This is a genomic window from Candidatus Thiodiazotropha endolucinida (genome assembly GCF_001715975.1).
Taxonomy (GTDB): domain Bacteria; phylum Pseudomonadota; class Gammaproteobacteria; order Chromatiales; family Chromatiaceae; genus Thiodiazotropha; species Thiodiazotropha endolucinida.
The window spans coordinates 158,093-174,453 of the sequence record NZ_MARB01000005.1 but is presented as its reverse complement, the minus strand read 5'-3'; the positions used below and the strand labels follow the sequence as shown (position 1 = coordinate 174,453).

At 53.3% G+C, this 16,361-nt stretch carries 16 protein-coding genes; 5 read left to right on the top strand and 11 right to left on the bottom strand.

Going from position 1 to position 16,361, the window contains the following annotated elements; genetic code table 11:
- Window positions 1–4: 4 nt before the first annotated feature.
- From CODIS_RS05805 to folB, 3 genes are all read right to left on the bottom strand, one after another.
- Entirely contained in the window at window positions 5–1,243 is a 1,239-nt protein-coding gene (locus CODIS_RS05805) for a DUF1015 domain-containing protein (RefSeq protein WP_069122098.1), read from the bottom strand.
- Window positions 1,244–1,628: 385 nt separating this feature from the next.
- Complete coding sequence (gene folK / locus CODIS_RS05800) at window positions 1,629–2,135, bottom strand: 2-amino-4-hydroxy-6-hydroxymethyldihydropteridine diphosphokinase (protein WP_268805692.1); 507 nt, start codon at window positions 2,133–2,135, stop codon at window positions 1,629–1,631.
- The gene (gene folB, locus CODIS_RS05795; protein WP_069122095.1) at window positions 2,128–2,484 is read right to left on the bottom strand and encodes a dihydroneopterin aldolase; all 357 of its coding nucleotides are present in this window, start codon (window positions 2,482–2,484) and stop codon (window positions 2,128–2,130) included. The genes folK and folB overlap by 8 nt, the downstream gene beginning before the upstream one ends.
- Before the next feature lie 263 nt (window positions 2,485–2,747).
- Between folB and plsY the strand changes: the two genes are divergently transcribed.
- Together plsY and CODIS_RS05785 are read left to right on the top strand one after the other, a co-directional pair.
- Window positions 2,748–3,356 (top strand): glycerol-3-phosphate 1-O-acyltransferase PlsY, encoded by a 609-nt coding sequence (plsY, locus tag CODIS_RS05790; protein WP_069122093.1) that lies wholly within the window; start codon window positions 2,748–2,750, stop codon window positions 3,354–3,356.
- A gap of 8 nt (window positions 3,357–3,364) precedes the next feature.
- On the top strand, window positions 3,365–4,324 hold the full coding sequence (locus tag CODIS_RS05785; protein ID WP_069122088.1) for an MBL fold metallo-hydrolase: 960 nt from the start codon (window positions 3,365–3,367) through the stop codon (window positions 4,322–4,324).
- A 173-nt stretch (window positions 4,325–4,497) separates the two neighbouring features.
- Here CODIS_RS05785 and CODIS_RS05780 read toward each other — a convergent pair whose 3' ends face one another.
- Window positions 4,498–4,935, bottom strand: coding sequence for a hypothetical protein (locus CODIS_RS05780; protein ID WP_069122087.1), 438 nt, complete (start codon window positions 4,933–4,935; stop codon window positions 4,498–4,500).
- A 74-nt stretch (window positions 4,936–5,009) separates the two neighbouring features.
- On the bottom strand, window positions 5,010–5,465 hold the full coding sequence (locus CODIS_RS05775) for a hypothetical protein (RefSeq protein WP_069122085.1): 456 nt from the start codon (window positions 5,463–5,465) through the stop codon (window positions 5,010–5,012).
- Window positions 5,466–5,614: 149 nt separating this feature from the next.
- Here CODIS_RS05775 and CODIS_RS05770 point away from each other — a divergent pair, with 149 nt between their 5' ends.
- Together CODIS_RS05770 and CODIS_RS05765 are read left to right on the top strand one after the other, a co-directional pair.
- The gene (locus CODIS_RS05770; protein WP_069122083.1) at window positions 5,615–6,520 is read left to right on the top strand and encodes a phosphoribosylaminoimidazolesuccinocarboxamide synthase; all 906 of its coding nucleotides are present in this window, start codon (window positions 5,615–5,617) and stop codon (window positions 6,518–6,520) included.
- Window positions 6,521–6,666: 146 nt separating this feature from the next.
- Window positions 6,667–6,930, top strand: a complete 264-nt coding sequence (locus tag CODIS_RS05765; RefSeq protein ID WP_069122080.1) for a glutaredoxin family protein — start codon at window positions 6,667–6,669, stop codon at window positions 6,928–6,930.
- An 83-nt stretch (window positions 6,931–7,013) separates the two neighbouring features.
- On the opposite strand, the gene fba is transcribed toward CODIS_RS05765, so the two are convergent.
- From fba to CODIS_RS05735, 6 genes are all read right to left on the bottom strand, one after another.
- Window positions 7,014–8,078, bottom strand: coding sequence for a class II fructose-bisphosphate aldolase (fba, locus tag CODIS_RS05760; RefSeq protein ID WP_069122077.1), 1,065 nt, complete (start codon window positions 8,076–8,078; stop codon window positions 7,014–7,016).
- 62 nt (window positions 8,079–8,140) lie between these two features.
- The gene (pyk, locus tag CODIS_RS05755; protein ID WP_069122075.1) at window positions 8,141–9,598 is read right to left on the bottom strand and encodes a pyruvate kinase; all 1,458 of its coding nucleotides are present in this window, start codon (window positions 9,596–9,598) and stop codon (window positions 8,141–8,143) included.
- Window positions 9,599–9,674: 76 nt separating this feature from the next.
- Window positions 9,675–10,856 carry a phosphoglycerate kinase gene (locus CODIS_RS05750; RefSeq protein WP_069122072.1) on the bottom strand — a complete coding sequence of 394 codons (1,182 nt, stop codon included), beginning with the start codon at window positions 10,854–10,856 and terminating at the stop codon, window positions 9,675–9,677.
- A 160-nt stretch (window positions 10,857–11,016) separates the two neighbouring features.
- Window positions 11,017–12,015 (bottom strand): type I glyceraldehyde-3-phosphate dehydrogenase, encoded by a 999-nt coding sequence (gene gap, locus CODIS_RS05745; RefSeq protein WP_069122069.1) that lies wholly within the window; start codon window positions 12,013–12,015, stop codon window positions 11,017–11,019.
- Between the two features lie 87 nt (window positions 12,016–12,102).
- Window positions 12,103–14,091, bottom strand: coding sequence for a transketolase (tkt, locus tag CODIS_RS05740; protein WP_069122066.1), 1,989 nt, complete (start codon window positions 14,089–14,091; stop codon window positions 12,103–12,105).
- A 284-nt stretch (window positions 14,092–14,375) separates the two neighbouring features.
- Window positions 14,376–14,942: a thioredoxin family protein gene (locus tag CODIS_RS05735; protein WP_069122290.1), complete on the bottom strand. Its 567-nt coding sequence runs from the start codon at window positions 14,940–14,942 to the stop codon at window positions 14,376–14,378.
- A gap of 180 nt (window positions 14,943–15,122) precedes the next feature.
- Between CODIS_RS05735 and metK the strand changes: the two genes are divergently transcribed.
- The gene (gene metK / locus CODIS_RS05730) at window positions 15,123–16,307 is read left to right on the top strand and encodes a methionine adenosyltransferase (RefSeq protein ID WP_069122060.1); all 1,185 of its coding nucleotides are present in this window, start codon (window positions 15,123–15,125) and stop codon (window positions 16,305–16,307) included.
- Window positions 16,308–16,361: the final 54 nt, after the last annotated feature.

Genomic DNA, 16,361 nt, shown 5'->3' with positions numbered 1-16,361 from the left:
GCAATCAATCAAGCACGTGACTCACCAGTCCATCCGCTAATTTCGGTTCAAACCAGGTCGACTTGGGCGGCATGACTTCACCGGCATCCGCGACCGCCATCAGTTGCTCCATGCTGGTGGGAAAAAGCGAGAAGGCAACCGCCATCTCACCGGAATCCACCCGTTGCTCCAAGCCGGAAAGACCCCGGATCCCGCCGACAAAATCGATTCGATTGTCACGGCGCGGATCGGAGATACCAAGAATCGGCTCAATCAGATTGTCTGCCAGAAGACTGACATCCAGACGCGCAACAGGATCACTGGGGATCTTCGCCGCATCGAGACGCAGGCGATACCACTGTCCATCCAGATACATGCCGAATTCACCACTCCGCTCGGGTTTTACGGCTTGATCACTGGTTTGCAATTGAAAAACCGCTTCAATGCGAGTGAGAAAAGTCTCTTTATCCAGCCCGTTCAGATCTTTCACAACCCTGTTGTAGTCGAGGATCTGCATCTGATTGTGCGGAAAGATGACACTCAGAAAGTAGTTGTAGGCCTCATCCCCGGTATGGCTGCTATTCGCCCCTTTCCTCGAAGCCGCAACCCTCGAACCCGCGGCGGATCGATGGTGGCCATCAGCAACATAGAGCGCCTCCATCCGATCAAATTCATGGGTCAGCCTAGCCACTTTCTCTTCATCATCCAAAGGCCAGATCTCGTGCCTTACTCCATCTGCGGCAGTGACGTCCATCTCCGGGGGGGTCTGCGATATCTCATTGAGTAGGGCTTCCACGGCTGCGGCGCTCGGATAGACCAGAAAAACGGGGCCCGTCTGGGCATTCAGGGCATCGATCTGACGCACCCGGTCATCCTCTTTCGCCGGGCGGGTGAATTCATGCTTTTTGATACGGTCATGGTCATAGGCTTCAACCGAAGCAGCTGCCACCAACCCTGTCTGTTGATGCTCGCCCATCGTCAGACGGTAGACATAGAAACAGGGCTTCTTGTCCCGAATGAGGATTCCCTCCCTTTCCATCTCCTTCAGATTCTCAGCGGCCTTGGCATAGACCTCCGATGCATAGGGGTCGGTACCTTGCGGGAGATCTATTTCCGGCCTCGAAATATGCAGGAAGCTCCACGGACGGCCGTCTACCATCTCTCTGGCCTCAGCCTCGTTCATGACATCATAGGGTGGTGCGGCGACATCGGCAGCCCGCCCTTCGGCAGGACGCAGTCCGGGAAATGCTCTGATCAGCGGCATGGGGATACTTCCTCAGGAATATGCGGTCGGTTATCAATCGATCCGATTATGAACGAGGGACGGATTGTTTCAAAAGAACAGTCGAACAATCAAGTTGAAAAGCCTCTCCGTGTAAGAAATGTCCTACGCTGATTTGAGATCAATCCTACATTTTTTTTAAGGTTAATCACTTAGAATTATAACCGTCGCATCAAGGAAGCAACGGATAGCAGACACGTACATGGATGTGCAAGGATCGAACCAATTGCCAACCAATCACTGCGACACGAGATCCTGGCGCCCAAGGATAGGGTGCCAGGGTTTTTTTGCTTATAATACAGCAATATAAGGATTACTCGACGCCATATTCAATGACTTACCCCATGGCTCATATAGCGATCCGACGTCACCGCACCCGACCCTCGACGCGCCACAGGGATTGATCCGACTGGTCAAACGCATCCCACAACTGGCTATAAGTTCGCCCTGAATGCGGGTGTAGTTCATCACCCGCCACATCAGACAGGGGCAGCAGGACGAATGCATATTTCACGATTTCATCCCGAGGCAACTGAATCGACCCATCATCGATAATCTGATCGCCATAGGTCAGCAGATCGATATCCAGGGTTCGTGAAGCAAACCTGTCCGGTGTTCGTCTTCTGCCGTGACGTGCTTCCAGCTTCCGCAATTCCACGACCAGCGCTCTCGGTGAAAGGTCAGTGTAGATCCCCACAACCAGGTTGTGAAAATTATCGCCTTCAAGCCCGACGGCCTCACTTTCATAAATAGGGGAGACCTGCAGTTCACCGAATAGCGCCTCAAGATCGCGCAGGGCCCGGGGAATATGGTTCTCAGGCGCCATATTGCTGCCCAAACTCAACCAGGCATGCACACTCCCTCGATCAGTCACGGTGACCTCGTTCGATTATCACGCCTACATCCCGTGCGGCACTGACCGCGCCCACCTTGTTCAGGGTCAGACGAACCCAGGGCACCCTGAATTCTTGCAGAACAATTCCGGCACAACGCTCCGCCAAGGTCTCGACCAGCTGAAATTCGCTCTCTCGGACATAAGAGACAAGACGTTTACTCACCGCTTTGTAATCGAGTGTATCTTCTATGTCATCAGTGGTCGCCGCTTTGGCGATATCGGCACCCATTTCGAGATCAAAAATCACTGTCTGCCTGATCTTCCGCTCCCAATCATAGATTCCGATCACGGTATCGACACGCAGATCCCGGATGAAGACTATATCCATAAATATGTGGCCATATTGTAAGTAAATGGCACATGGTAGAGGAGAATAGGCAATGAGCAAACCCCTCACGCAGGGCCAGAGTTCAGGGTATGAGCCATGTAACAGCGGCTAAACCTTGTAATATAACCGGTTCTGTAACAACATGAGCCCGTCAAATCAAGCCTGACGCATGCATCTGCCAGAGCCCGGAGGCAATGCGCAGCAACTGCTGATCTCGATGGGCATATCGTTTGACAGAATGGTGTAATTATTCAAGCGTACACATGATCACTGACTCTCTACTCATACTTGGCGCCTATCTGCTGGGTTCCATTTCGAGCGCCATCATTGTCTGCCGCATCATGGGATTGCCCGATCCGAGAAGTCAGGGATCGAATAATCCGGGTGCCACCAATGTACTGCGTATCGGTGGCAAAAAGGCGGCAGCCATAACCCTGCTCGGTGATTCACTGAAGGGATTGCTGCCAATGGTTGCGGCTCATCTGCTAGGCGCCTCTGCACTGGTACTCGCCTTGACCGGTATGGCGGCCTTTCTCGGTCATCTCTATCCCTTATTTTTCAGATTTAAAGGCGGTAAAGGGGTTGCAACCGCCCTGGGTGTGCAATTCGGTCTCCATTGGGGGATCGGATTGGCGGTTGCTTTGATCTGGTTGTTCATTGCAAAAGTGGTCAATATCTCTTCACTCTCAGCGCTTGTCTCAATGGCGCTGGCACCGTTGATAGTCTGGGTGATCTGGCCAGAGACCGAACTGGTGGTGATGCAGATCGTAATGTCGTCGATTCTGTTTTGGCGCCACCGATCCAATATTCAAAACCTGTTGCAGGGTGCGGAAGGGACCATTGCCAATCAAGATAACAGTGAAGACAAATAGGTGGCGCGATGCCGGAACTCGACATCATAGAGTATGCGAATCATATAACCTGTATAGACACCCATTATCAACGGCCCGAACTGGCTGCCTGTTATCTCGTGGAATCCGAGGGTGAAGCGGTATTTATAGATACCGGAACCAGTCATACTGTCCCCTATCTCATGGATGTCCTGAAGGCGAAAGGGATACAGCCATCACAGGTAAAATATGTCATACCGACTCATGTGCACCTCGATCATGCCGGCGGTGCCGGGGAACTGATGCGCAGGTTGCCCAACGCATCCCTCGTAATCCACCCCTATGGCGCCAAACACATGATCGATCCCTCGAAATTGATCGCCGGTGCAACTGCGGTCTATGGCGAGGAACAATTCGAGCGACAGTTCGGCAAGTTGACATCCATCCCCAAAGAGCGTGTCATCGAAGCACCGGATAACACGCGCCTGAGCTTCGGCAACAGGGAGTTGTTGATATTGGATACTCCCGGGCATGCCCGACACCATTTCTGTGTCTACGACGCCATGGGCCAGGCAATGTTCACCGGCGACACCTTCGGCCTGTCATACCGGGAATTCGACACCGAGCACGGCCACTTCATCATGCCGACAACAACCCCTGTGCAATTCGATCCAGAAGCATGGCAAAACACGCTGGAGCGATTGATTACACTGTCACCTGAGCGCATCTATCTGACCCATTACGGTGAAATCGGGAGGCCAAAGGAGATGGCTGAAAAGCTGAGCCGATATATTGAAGAGTTCGCAGCCATCGCCAGGGCATCCAGTGCGAACCCCGGGGAGGAGCGGGTTGCGGATATTCGCAACAGCTTGAAGGATTGGATGATGGATGAACTCAAGGCCCATGGCTGTCGCCAATCTCCCGAAATCATTGAACAACGGATGTCAATGGATCTGAAGTTGGACGCCCAGGGTCTTGATGTATGGCTGACTCGCCTGGAGCAGGCATAGTACGGACAATGGAAAGTCTTGAGTGTTGAGTTTTCTGGGCCACGCCTGGCTTTCCTTAGTCTCTTCTAGGGCCTGTTAACACTAATCCAATGCACCATCTTCCGCAAGAAGGCGGGGATCTGAAAACCTAAAACGTATTGAGCGAAGCGAACCCTCTATTCAAAACTAAAAACTCAACACTCTAAACTCCTGGAACTGGGTATTGATCCGCTCTGGTCCCAGGCGAATGTACAGTCCAGCCTGGAGAGCACATAGATCATGCCCTGCTCTCCATCGCCGATCATCATCGACAGTGGAGAGTGCTTGTTGAATTTGTGGCTACGCTGGCGCAGCCAGCGTTTGCCCATGCTCGGATTGGAGGGATAGGTCGTACGCAGCGCATCATCGATACGCACAAGATATTCCACCCGTCTCATGACATCAGGGGTATCCGGTAGCGGTTTGTTGTGGCGATACTGTGTAAAATGGCGTGCCTTTCCCTCTAAATTCAACAGCGCCATCATCTCTTCAGCGTGCAGACCCCAGTTCTCGAACATATTCATCACACCCCGAGTAATGGCCAGTCGGTCATTCAAGGTCCTGCCTGTACTGATATCTTGAGTAGTTGCCATAGCCCACCAATTCCCCACAAAATTACTTGGTTAAGGAGAATAGCACGATTTGCCTGCATAAACCCCGAAATAATTCAGGGTTTACTCCACAGCGCCTGCCACCATCGTTTGCGATTCTTCGGCACCATCGTGCCAGGCAGATCGATGGGAGGAAGCTTGCTCAATACCCAACCGGGCAGTGGCGGGTTGTCGCTATATCCACAGGAGACGCCCAGATTATTGGGATCATAGATTTTGATGAAACCGGGTTGATCGAGATCGTCCGCATAGACGATACCGCAATAGTCTTCTTCATGTTCGCTGCGCAACAGAACATCGATGCTATCGATGAACTTGAGAACCATATTGGCGTCAGCGATGGAGGTCGGTGGCGGCTCGCCTATGGCATAGATATACCACCCACCAGCGGCATCCTCTTTCAATACCTGCCACAAGGCATCCAACTGATGCCATCTGAGGGTTGAAGTGAAACTCCCCCTGAAGGCTTGCAGATAAGCATTCTGTTCATCCACGGAAGATACTATGTTCATGTGATGGATTATGTCATGTGTGAGCTTTGATTGAAGTACCTTGAGATGTCACTGTCGGGCTATTGACCAATTGTTACGATATTGTCATTTTTTATTAGGGCTTATAACAGCATTGGGTATAATGGAATTTTACATCCCCGGCTTGTGATATGAATAATGTTAGCAATACGCTGTTCGAGTCCGATCTTAACCTGAAGTTACTCAATCGCGGCAAGGTTCGCGATATCTATGAAGCGGATGAGGATCACCTGCTTATTGTCACTACAGATCGACTCTCAGCGTTTGATGTCGTATTGCCTCAACCCATACCCGGCAAGGGGGAAGTACTGACCAGAGTAGCCAACTTTTGGTTCAATCGCACCCGCCACATCGTACCCAACCATCTCAAGGATATCCCGCTGGAGAAGATTGTAACAGACCCACGACAGCGTGAGATTCTAGGGGATCGATGGATACTGGCGCGCAAGCTAAAACCACTGCCGGTTGAAGCAATCGTCAGGGGCTACCTGATAGGATCCGGCTGGAAGGACTACCAACAGAACGGAAGTGTATGCGGCATATCCCTGCCTGAAGGGTTGCAACAGGCCGCCAGGCTCCCGGAACCAATCTTCACCCCTTCAACGAAGGCGGAGGTTGGGGATCATGATATGAATATCTCATTCGAGCAGGCTGAGGCGCTGTTAGGAAAGGATGTTGCCTGTCAGGTTAGAGATCTGAGTCTGGATATCTACAGACAGGCGGCTGACTATGCCCTTGAAAGGGGTATTATCATCGCGGACACGAAATTTGAGTTCGGTTTGGATGCTCAGGGCAGGGTCCATCTTATCGATGAAGTGTTGACGCCGGATTCATCCCGATTCTGGCCGGCAAGCTCTTATCGCCCGGGATGCAGTCCTCCCAGCTTCGACAAGCAGTTCGTAAGAGACTATCTGGAGACACTCGACTGGGATAAGACGCCACCCGGACCTGAGCTACCCCAAGAGGTAATTGATAAAACAGCGGAAAAATACAATGAAGCGGAAAAGCGCCTGACTGGCGATTGGCGAGAGGAGTAGCTCAATAGCGAATTTTGTTCGTACCGGGCTTCAATTTTTATGTTGTCTTGCCGATTCTATTAATAACCAAGGTAACTGTTTGTTGCATGATTGTGATTGAGACGGAATCAACTGATTCAGCTATTGTGGTATAAATTTTGTCTGGTATGACAGCAATCAATATTAAATCCGCCAGGGTGGTCATCTATACCACGCTGAGATGCCCCCATTGCCAGCATCTGAAACGTTGGCTAAAGAGGAATAAGGTTCCTTTTTTAGACTTCAATGTGGGCAAACCTGGAAAAATGCAGAAACAGTTTTTTGAGATCGGTGGGCAAACCGTACCTCTGATCGTTATCGGAAGTAATAAGTTTGTCGGCTTCAATCCCAATCAACTCAAGAAAGTACTGCAGAGAGAAGGCTTGTTATAGGGGCGAGACGTAGCTACGTCACAGCAGAATGACAAAGGGGGCTTTCGCCCCCTTTTTATTTCCTGACTCACCGCTCAACCGGATCAGTTGACCTTAGGGTCGAGTTCGCCGCTCTCATAACGATTTTGCATATCTTCCAGTGAGATCGGTACGATCTTGTCAGCCATACCTACCGAGCCAAAGGCTTCATAACGCGCCTTACAGATCTCCGACATCGCCTTGGTGGCTTCCTTGAGGAACTTCCGCGGATCGAAGTTGGACCTGTTGTCGTGCAGATGCTTACGGATAGAACCGGTCGATGCCATGCGCAGATCGGTGTCAATATTGACCTTGCGTACACCATGCTTGATACCTTCGGCGATCTCCTCCACGGGCACGCCATAGGTCTCACCCATATCGCCGCCATACTCATTGATGATCGCCAGCCAGTCCTGCGGCACCGAAGAGGAACCGTGCATGACCAGATGGGTGTCAGGAATACGCGCATGGATCTCCTTCACCCGATCGATGGCCAGGATATCGCCGGTGGGGGGGCGGGTGAACTTGTAGGCGCCGTGGGATGTCCCAATCGCAATCGCCAGGGCGTCCACACCTGTCTTCTTGACGAAATCGGCCGCTTCATCGGGATCGGTCAACAGCTGGCTGTGATCGAGCGTGCCCTCGGCACCCACGCCATCCTCTTCACCGGCCTGACCGGTTTCAAGGGATCCCAGACAACCGAGTTCGCCCTCAACGGAGACGCCACCGGCGTGGGCCATTGCGACCACGGTTTTGGTCACATCCACATTGTATTCGTATGACGAGGGTGTTTTGCCGTCGCTCATCAATGATCCGTCCATCATAACTGAAGAGAAGCCCGATTGAATGGAACGCAGGCAGACTGAGGGTGATGTACCGTGATCCTGGTGCATACAGACCGGGATGTGCGGATACATCTCAGTTGCGGCGATGATCAGGTGACGCAGGAAAGGTTCTCCCGCATAGGAGCGAGCTCCGGCGGAACCCTGCAGGATTACAGGGCTTTTGGCCGCGTCAGCAGCCTGCATGATGGCATGCACCTGTTCCATATTGTTGACATTGAACGCCGGTAAACCGTAGCCGTTTTCCGCAGCATGGTCGAGAAGTTGGCGCAGGGATATCAGAGCCATGATAGCCTCCTTGGTTATGTGTCTATAGTAATTTCAACTGTCGATGACCCCGCCAGGCGGGGTCACCTTTTAATCGTGTCTTCAGCGAGAACATGCTCACCGACGCGCATCACTTTCATAATATTGGTTTGACCCTCCACACCGGAGCGATCACCCTTAGTGATAATCACCAAGTCACCTTCACGAACTTCACCGCGTCTCAGCAGTTCATCGATCACTTCTTCGTTCACCTTATCGACATTTGTACTCGCAACGTCAAAACTCACCGGATAGACACCACGGTAGAGGGTGACCTTGCGTCTTGTACGCACATGACGCGTCAAAGCATAAATGGGAATATCGGAACTGATACGAGACATCCATTTCACTGTGGAGCCCGATTCCGTCAGTGCGGCGATCCCTTTCACACCCAAGTGATTGGCAGTATACATGGTCGCCATCGCGATCGATTCGTCGACACGGCCAAACACACTATCGATCCTATGATGCGAACGTCGTGCGGTTTGATGTTTTTCCGCCTCTGAACAGACCCGGTCCATCGCTTCGATGACCTTGTGCGGATACTTGCCCACAGAGGTTTCGGCAGAGAGCATCACTGCATCGGTGCCATCCATGACCGCATTCGCCACATCGAACACTTCGGCCCGCGTAGGTATGGGATTCTCGATCATCGACTGCATCATCTGGGTGGCGGTGATAACCACGCAATTCATCCCGCGCGCGGTCTTGATCAGCTCCTTCTGCACCGCTGGCAGCTCCGCATCGCCGATCTCAACACCCAGGTCGCCACGGGCAACCATAATGGCATCGGAAGACTTGATAATCTCCTCGATACTGTCCAGTGCCTCGGCACGCTCGATCTTGGCGATGATGCCGCCGGTCCCACCCGCCTCATCCAAGAGACGGCGCGCCTCCTTCACGTCCTCTCCATTACGTACAAAGGAGACGGCAAGATAGTCGACATCGATTTCTGCCGCAAATCTGATATCGTTCCTGTCCTTGTCGGTCAATGCCGGCGCAGAAAGCCCGCCGCCCTGCTTGTTGATGCCCTTGTTGTTGGAAAGCCTGCCACCGACAATCACCTTGCAACGAATCACGTTACCTTCCACATCGGAGACCCAGAGCACAATTGCGCCATCATCCAATAACAGGGTATCGCCACGCGCGACATCCCCTACCAGTTGCGGGTAGGTCAATCCGACCCGCTGCTGATCACCTGCATCCAGTGCACAGTCGGCATCGAGCATGAATATGTCGTCTTCACTCAGATTGATTGCACCCGCCTTGAATCGGCCGATACGTATCTTCGGTCCTTGCAGATCGGCCAAAACACCAATCTGCCGTCCACAGGCACGTGCCCGATTACGTATCCTCTCAGCCCGCTGGCGCTGGGCATCATGATGATCATGGGATAGATTGAGGCGAACCACATCCACCCCTGCATGGATGATGTCGTCAAGGATCTTTGGATCATCCGTCGCCGGTCCCAGGGTTGCAACAATTTTTGTTCGTCTTGGCATAAAAATCCAGCTACATGCTCAACGCATGAATAAACCGGCTGAACCGCTGCTCAACCGTTTTCGATCGATGCTCCAGTTACTCAGCTGCACGCGCTTCAAGCATTGCCACCGCAGGCAGAGTCTTACCTTCCAGGTATTCAAGAAAGGCGCCACCCGCTGTGGAGATATAAGAAACCTTCTCATATATGTCGTACTTTTGAATGGCGGCAATGGTGTCGCCACCACCGGCCAGGGAGAAACCGTCGGAATCGGCTATCGCCATGGATACGGTTTTGGTACCCTCGCCAAACTGATCGAACTCGAAAACGCCAACCGGTCCATTCCAGACGATGGTGCCGGCCTGTTTGATGATATCAGCCAGTTCATTGGCGCTATCCGGTCCGATGTCGAAGATCATTTCATCGTCTTCGACCTCACCCGCTGACTTCAATACGGCAGGCTCATCTTCCGCAAAGTTTTTGCCTACCACCACATCTGTGGCAATCGGAATATTCGCACCGCGCGACTTCATCTTTTCGATCAATGCCTGCGCTGTCGGCACCAGGTCGTCCTCGCACAGGGATTTTCCCACGTTGTGCCCGGTCGCCTTGAGGAAGGTATTGGCAATACCGCCACCCACCACCAGTTGATCCACCTTTTCTGACAGAGCCTCGAGCACGGTTAGCTTGGTGGAGACCTTGGAACCTCCCACAATCGCCACCATCGGCCGGGCAGGGTTGGCCAGCGCCTTGGCGAGATTATCCAGCTCGTCGGCCAGCAACAGGCCGGCACAGGCTGTCGGCGCGAACTTGCCGGCACCATGGGTGGAGGCCTGGGCGCGGTGGGCGGTGCCGAAGGCATCCATCACGAAGACGTCGCAGAGGGCGGCATACTTCTTTGCCAGCTCCTCGTTGTCTTTCTTCTCACCACTGTTGAAACGGACGTTCTCAAACAGCACCACCTCGCCTTCCGCCACCTCGGGCGCGCTCTGCAGATAATCCTTGACCAGACGGACCGTCTTACCGAGCTTGGCGCTCATGTCATCGGCAATCGGCTGCATGGAGTTCTCGGCATCCACCTCTCCCTCCGTGGGGCGACCGCGATGAGACATCACCTGTACCCTGGCACCCGATTTTACGCAGTGCTCGATTGTGGGCATGGAGGCGGTAATTCGGGCATCCGACGTGACTTTACCGTCTTTGACGGGAACATTGAGATCGGCGCGAATCAAGATACGCTTGCCGGCAAGGTCGAGGTCGGTCAACTTGATGAAAGACATTAGGAACTCCTAGGTCGATTCTAATTTTTCAGTGTGAATTTTGAGTTATGAACTCATGACATCGTCAGTCGATGCATTGAAAGCCGGTAAATTCATATTTCAAAATTCTCCGCACTGCATCATGGGACGGTGTTTAACCGTCCCATGTTGAGCAGTCTTACTAGGCCACGTGCTCGACCATGCGCAGCATGTTGCAGGTATAGCCGTACTCGTTGTCGTACCAAGAGACCACCTTGACGAAGGTATCGTCCAGCATGATGCCGGCGCCCGCGTCGAAGATGGAGGGGGTACCACGACCGCGGAAGTCGGTGGAGACCACCTTCTCCTCGGTGTAGTCCAGGACACCGGCCAGATCACCCGACTCGGAAGCGGCCTTCATGGCGGCACAGATATCGTCATAGCTGGCGCCACTGTTCAGCTCCACGGTCAGGTCGACCACGGAGACGTCGGAAGTGGGCACGCGGAAGGCCATGCCGGTCAGCTTACCGTTCAGCTCGGGCAGCACCTTGCCCACTGCCTTGGCGGCACCGGTGGAAGACGGAATGATGTTCTCCAGGATACCGCGACCGCCGCGCCAATCCTTCATCGAGGGGCCGTCAACGGTCTTCTGGGTGGCGGTGGCTGCATGCACGGTGGTCATCAGGCCACGCTTGATGCCCCACTTGTCGTTCAACACCTTGGCCACCGGTGCCAGGCAGTTGGTGGTACAGGAGGCGGCGGAGACGATGGCCTGCCCGTTGTAGTCATTGTGGTTGACACCGTAGACGAACATCGGCGTGGCGTCTTTGGAAGGGGCACTCTGTACTACCTTCTTGGCACCTGCATCGATGTGCTTCTGGCAAGTCTCCTCGGTGAGGAAAAAGCCGGTACATTCAATGACCAGGTCGGCACCGATCTCATCCCATTTCAGGTTCGCCGGATCGCGCTCAGCCGTGAGACGGATATTCTTGCCGTTGACAACCATGTTGCTGCCGTCGACCGCAACATCGCCGGGGAAATTACCGTGCACTGAATCATATTTCAGCATGTAAGCCAGGTAGTCAGGTTCCAGAAGATCATTGATACCAACGACTTCGATACCAGGGAAATCTTTGGCGATAGCGCGGAACGCCATACGACCGATACGACCAAAACCATTGATACCTACTTTGATAGTCATTTCAGTTCTCCGTTTATAGCTATGTAGAGTTGTAATCTAAATTGAATCGTTCACTCACGGGTGCCCACGGCACCCGTTCGTTTGTTATCAGGCAGAAACCTCGTTGATGGCAGCAGCCACTTTTTCAGCGGTGAAGCCAAACGCTTTGAACAGTTCTCCAGCCGGTGCCGATTCACCAAACCGGTTGATACCTATCACCTTGCCGTTGAGGCCGACGTATTTATACCAGCCATCGGTGACTGCAGCTTCCACAGCCACACGTGCGGTCACATTCAAGGGTAATACCGACTCTTTGTAGGCAGCGTCCTGTTCATCAAACACTTTGGTATTCGGCATGGAGACCACACGCACATTCTTGCCTGAATCGGCAGCGGCCTGAATGGCGATGCCCACTTCGGAACCGGTTGCTATGACAATGGCATCGGGGGTGCCTTCGCAATCACGGACTACGTAACCACCCTTTGCGATGTTTGCAATCTGTTCGTCGCTACGTTCCTGATGTGCCAGCCCCTGGCGGGAAAAGATCAGTGAGGAAGGTCCGTCATTCTTTTCAACGGCGGCCTTCCAGGCGACGGCCGTTTCGACCCCATCGCAGGGACGCCATACATCCATGTTCGGAATCATTCGCAGGGTTGGAATCTGCTCGATAGGCTGATGGGTGGGGCCGTCCTCGCCCAGACCGATGGAATCGTGGGTATAGACGAAGATCGAACGTAATTTCATCAATGCCGCCATGCGTAATGCGTTACGGGCATATTCGGAGAACATCAGGAAAGTGCCGCCATAGGGGATGAATCCCCCGTGCAGTGCGACACCATTCATGATTGCGGACATGCCGAACTCACGCACGCCGTATGAGAGATAGTTACCGTCGGCGTTGCCATCGGTGATCGAGCTCGATCCGGACCAGGCGGTCAGATTCGAGGGGGTCAGGTCGGCAGACCCACCCATAAATTCAGGCAACAGGGGACCATAACCGTTGAGTGCGTTTTGCGATGCCTTACGGGTTGCCGGCGACTCTGCCTTGGCGTTGACCTCGGCGATGAATTTAGCGGCCTCCTCATCCCAGTTTGCAGGCAGATCACCGGCCATACGCCGCTTGAACTCTGCCGCGAGCTCCGGGTTGGCCTCTGCGTACGCCGCAAACTTGTCATTCCAAGCGTTTTCGGCACTGGTGCCTGCGTCTTTCGCATCCCAGCCCGCATATATTTCATCAGGTACGACAAAAGGCTCGTGGGACCAACCCAGCTGCTCCCGGGTGGCGGCGATTTCATCATCGCCCAGAGGAGCACCGTGGCAGTCGTGACTACCCGCCAGGTTGGGTGAACCGAAACCGATGGTGGTCTTGCAGCAGATCAATGATGGCTTGTCGCTCATCGACTTGGCTGCCTCGATCGCCTGATCCACGGCAGCCGCATCATGACCGTCCACATCACGTATCACATGCCAGCCATAAGCTTCGAACCGGCCAGGTGTGTCATCGGTAAACCAGCCTTCGGTCTCACCATCGATACTGATACCGTTGTCATCCCAGAAAGCGATCAGCTTGCCCAGACCCAGGGTACCCGCCAGCGAACAGGCTTCATGGGATATGCCTTCCATCATGCAGCCGTCACCAAGAAATGCATAGGTGTTGTGGTCAACGATCTCATGACCTGGCTTGTTGAATTGTGCCGCAAGGGTCTTTTCAGCCAACGCCATACCGATCGCGTTGGTGATACCCTGCCCCAGTGGTCCGGTGGTTGTCTCAACACCCGGTGCATAACCGTACTCCGGGTGACCCGGGGTCTTGGAGTGCAGCTGGCGGAAACTCTTCAGGTCATCAATACTCAATTCGTAACCGGTCAGGTGAAGAAGTGAGTAGATGAGCATTGAACCATGACCGTTGGAGAGAACAAAGCGGTCGCGATCCGCCCACTCCGGATTGGCCGGATTGTGCTTCATGTGGTTATTCCACAGCACCTCTGCGATATCGGCCATACCCATGGGCGCACCAGGATGACCTGAATTGGCTTTCTGTACGGCATCCATACTCAGGGCACGTATGGCATTGGCGAGTTCTCTTCGTGAGGACATTGACCCCTCCTGATTAGAAAAAGTTAGTAGTCTGTATCTGTCGGACAAAAGTAACTGTGTGGCAAGCCACTGAATTCGTTATCAATAAACCCCTTTTCACATCCGTTCGCATTGATATTTCACAGCGTACCGGGATGTTGATCCCTATTGCGCAACCGAAGTCCGGGAAGGCAAAAGGTCAGCTATTCTGACCCAAGCCCCCGACATGGGCAAAGCAGCTGACTTTACGGGGCAATAAGCTGGCTTGATGAATAAACCCTAATATCCTAATAAACAATGCAGTTTCAAGTAGTTGGCCCTTCTCTCCACTTGATTGAGCACCCCATGCTGGGTATTTGCTCCTGCGGTCCATGGCCCGTCTCAGCCACCAATTTCATGGCTTCATAGAGATCCCGCCGCACATCTGAGGGAGCTGTCTCTTTGCGACTCTCATCCAGACGGCCACGATACTGCAGCTCCAGCGCCGCATTGTAGCCAAAGAAATCGGGGGTACAGATGGCGCCATAGGCCTTGGCGACGGCCTGGGTCTCATCAAACAGATAGGGAAAGGGATAACCCATTTGCTCGGCAACCCGTTGCATATTGTCGAATGAGTCCTCTGCATATTCGGCAGGATCGTTCGACATGATTGCCACAGAATTGATGCCAAGTTGAGATAACTCTTTGGTATCCCGAACAATCCGACGCTGCACAGCCTTGACATACGGGCAGTGATTACAGATGAACATCACCAGTAAACCATGCTCACCGGCACACTGCTGCAGGGACCAATCCCGGCCGTCGACACCCGGTAAATTAAAATCCGGGGCGGGTGCGCCAAAGTCGCATATTGGGGTTTGTAAGGAAACCATCATTGATCCCTTTAATACTATGAATTGATTGTGGGGTGGGGCATTATGCAAAAAGCAGGCTGACGTGTAAAATCCCGATTTCTCCTGTAGCTGACACAATCTGTTCACAGCTCGAGATCCGGCATCATGTGATACTGGAAAAACTCCTCACATACACTTGTTGAAGTCTAAGGAATTTTGATGGCAAGAGATTTTATTTTTACATCCGAGTCAGTTTCAGAGGGTCACCCAGATAAAGTCGCCGACCAAATCTCGGATGCCATGCTGGATGCTATATTACAAACCGACCCCAACCCGGACAGGGCGCGGGTGGCATGTGAAACGCTGATCAAGACCGGCGCCGTCATCGTTGCCGGCGAGATCACCACCGAGGCATGGATTGATCTTGACGACCTGGTCAGAGAGGTGGTGTGTAATATCGGTTACACCAGCTCCGACGTAGGTTTCGACGGTTCCACCTGCGCGGTAATGTCCCTGATCGGCAAACAGTCCGGCGATATTGCGCAGGGTGTCGATCGAACCAGCCCTGAAGAACAGGGTGCCGGCGACCAGGGGATGATGTTCGGCTACGCCACCAATGAGACTGATGTGCTGATGCCGGCACCGATCACCTATGCCCATCGGCTGGTTCAAAGGCAATCGGAAATACGCAAGGCAGGAATCCTGCCGTGGCTGCGCCCGGATGCCAAAAGCCAGGTCACGCTGCGTTATGAGGACGGCAAGGTCAGCGGTATCGGTGCCGTGGTACTGTCGACCCAGCACGACCCCGATATCGATAACGCCCATCTGCGCGAAGCTGTGATGGAGAATATCATCCAACCGGTTCTGCCCAAGGAGTGGCTGGATCAATGCCCCCAGGAGAAGATCCATATCAACCCGACCGGCAGCTTTGTCATCGGTGGTCCGGTGGGTGACTGCGGTCTTACCGGACGTAAAATCATTGTAGATACCTATGGTGGCTCTGCACGTCATGGCGGAGGCGCTTTTTCGGGTAAGGATCCATCCAAGGTTGATCGTTCAGCCGCCTATGCCGGCCGCTATGTGGCGAAAAACGTTGTTGCCGCCGGCCTGGCGGACCGCTGTGAAATCCAGATCTCCTATGCCATCGGCGTGGCTGAACCCACCTCAATCATGATCGAGACCTTCGGCACCGGCAAAATTGCCGATGAGAAGATCGCGGAACTGGTGCGCCGGAACTTTGATTTGCGACCCTACGGCATCCTGAAAATGCTGGATCTCCTGAACAGTGACCGTATCCAGTACAGAAAGACCGCCGCCTACGGACATTTCGGCCGAGAAGACGAGGGATTCACCTGGGAGCTCACGGACAAAGCAGAGCAGTTGCGGGAGGATGCCGGAATTTAAGTTTAGTAATTCTGAATTATCAATTATGAATTGATGTGCTCGCCACACTCGCGT

Coding starts and splice junctions, on each gene's coding strand:
- CODIS_RS05805 (WP_069122098.1), bottom strand. CDS start 1,243: ATGCCGCTGATCAGAGCATTTCCCGGACTGCGTCCTGCCGAAGGGCGG.
- folB (WP_069122095.1), bottom strand. CDS start 2,484: ATGGATATAGTCTTCATCCGGGATCTGCGTGTCGATACCGTGATCGGA.
- plsY (WP_069122093.1), top strand. CDS start 2,748: ATGATCACTGACTCTCTACTCATACTTGGCGCCTATCTGCTGGGTTCC.
- CODIS_RS05785 (WP_069122088.1), top strand. CDS start 3,365: ATGCCGGAACTCGACATCATAGAGTATGCGAATCATATAACCTGTATA.
- CODIS_RS05780 (WP_069122087.1), bottom strand. CDS start 4,935: ATGGCAACTACTCAAGATATCAGTACAGGCAGGACCTTGAATGACCGA.
- CODIS_RS05775 (WP_069122085.1), bottom strand. CDS start 5,465: ATGAACATAGTATCTTCCGTGGATGAACAGAATGCTTATCTGCAAGCC.
- CODIS_RS05770 (WP_069122083.1), top strand. CDS start 5,615: ATGAATAATGTTAGCAATACGCTGTTCGAGTCCGATCTTAACCTGAAG.
- CODIS_RS05765 (WP_069122080.1), top strand. CDS start 6,667: ATGACAGCAATCAATATTAAATCCGCCAGGGTGGTCATCTATACCACG.
- fba (WP_069122077.1), bottom strand. CDS start 8,078: ATGGCTCTGATATCCCTGCGCCAACTTCTCGACCATGCTGCGGAAAAC.
- pyk (WP_069122075.1), bottom strand. CDS start 9,598: ATGCCAAGACGAACAAAAATTGTTGCAACCCTGGGACCGGCGACGGAT.
- CODIS_RS05750 (WP_069122072.1), bottom strand. CDS start 10,856: ATGTCTTTCATCAAGTTGACCGACCTCGACCTTGCCGGCAAGCGTATC.
- gap (WP_069122069.1), bottom strand. CDS start 12,015: ATGACTATCAAAGTAGGTATCAATGGTTTTGGTCGTATCGGTCGTATG.
- tkt (WP_069122066.1), bottom strand. CDS start 14,091: ATGTCCTCACGAAGAGAACTCGCCAATGCCATACGTGCCCTGAGTATG.
- CODIS_RS05735 (WP_069122290.1), bottom strand. CDS start 14,942: ATGGTTTCCTTACAAACCCCAATATGCGACTTTGGCGCACCCGCCCCG.
- metK (WP_069122060.1), top strand. CDS start 15,123: ATGGCAAGAGATTTTATTTTTACATCCGAGTCAGTTTCAGAGGGTCAC.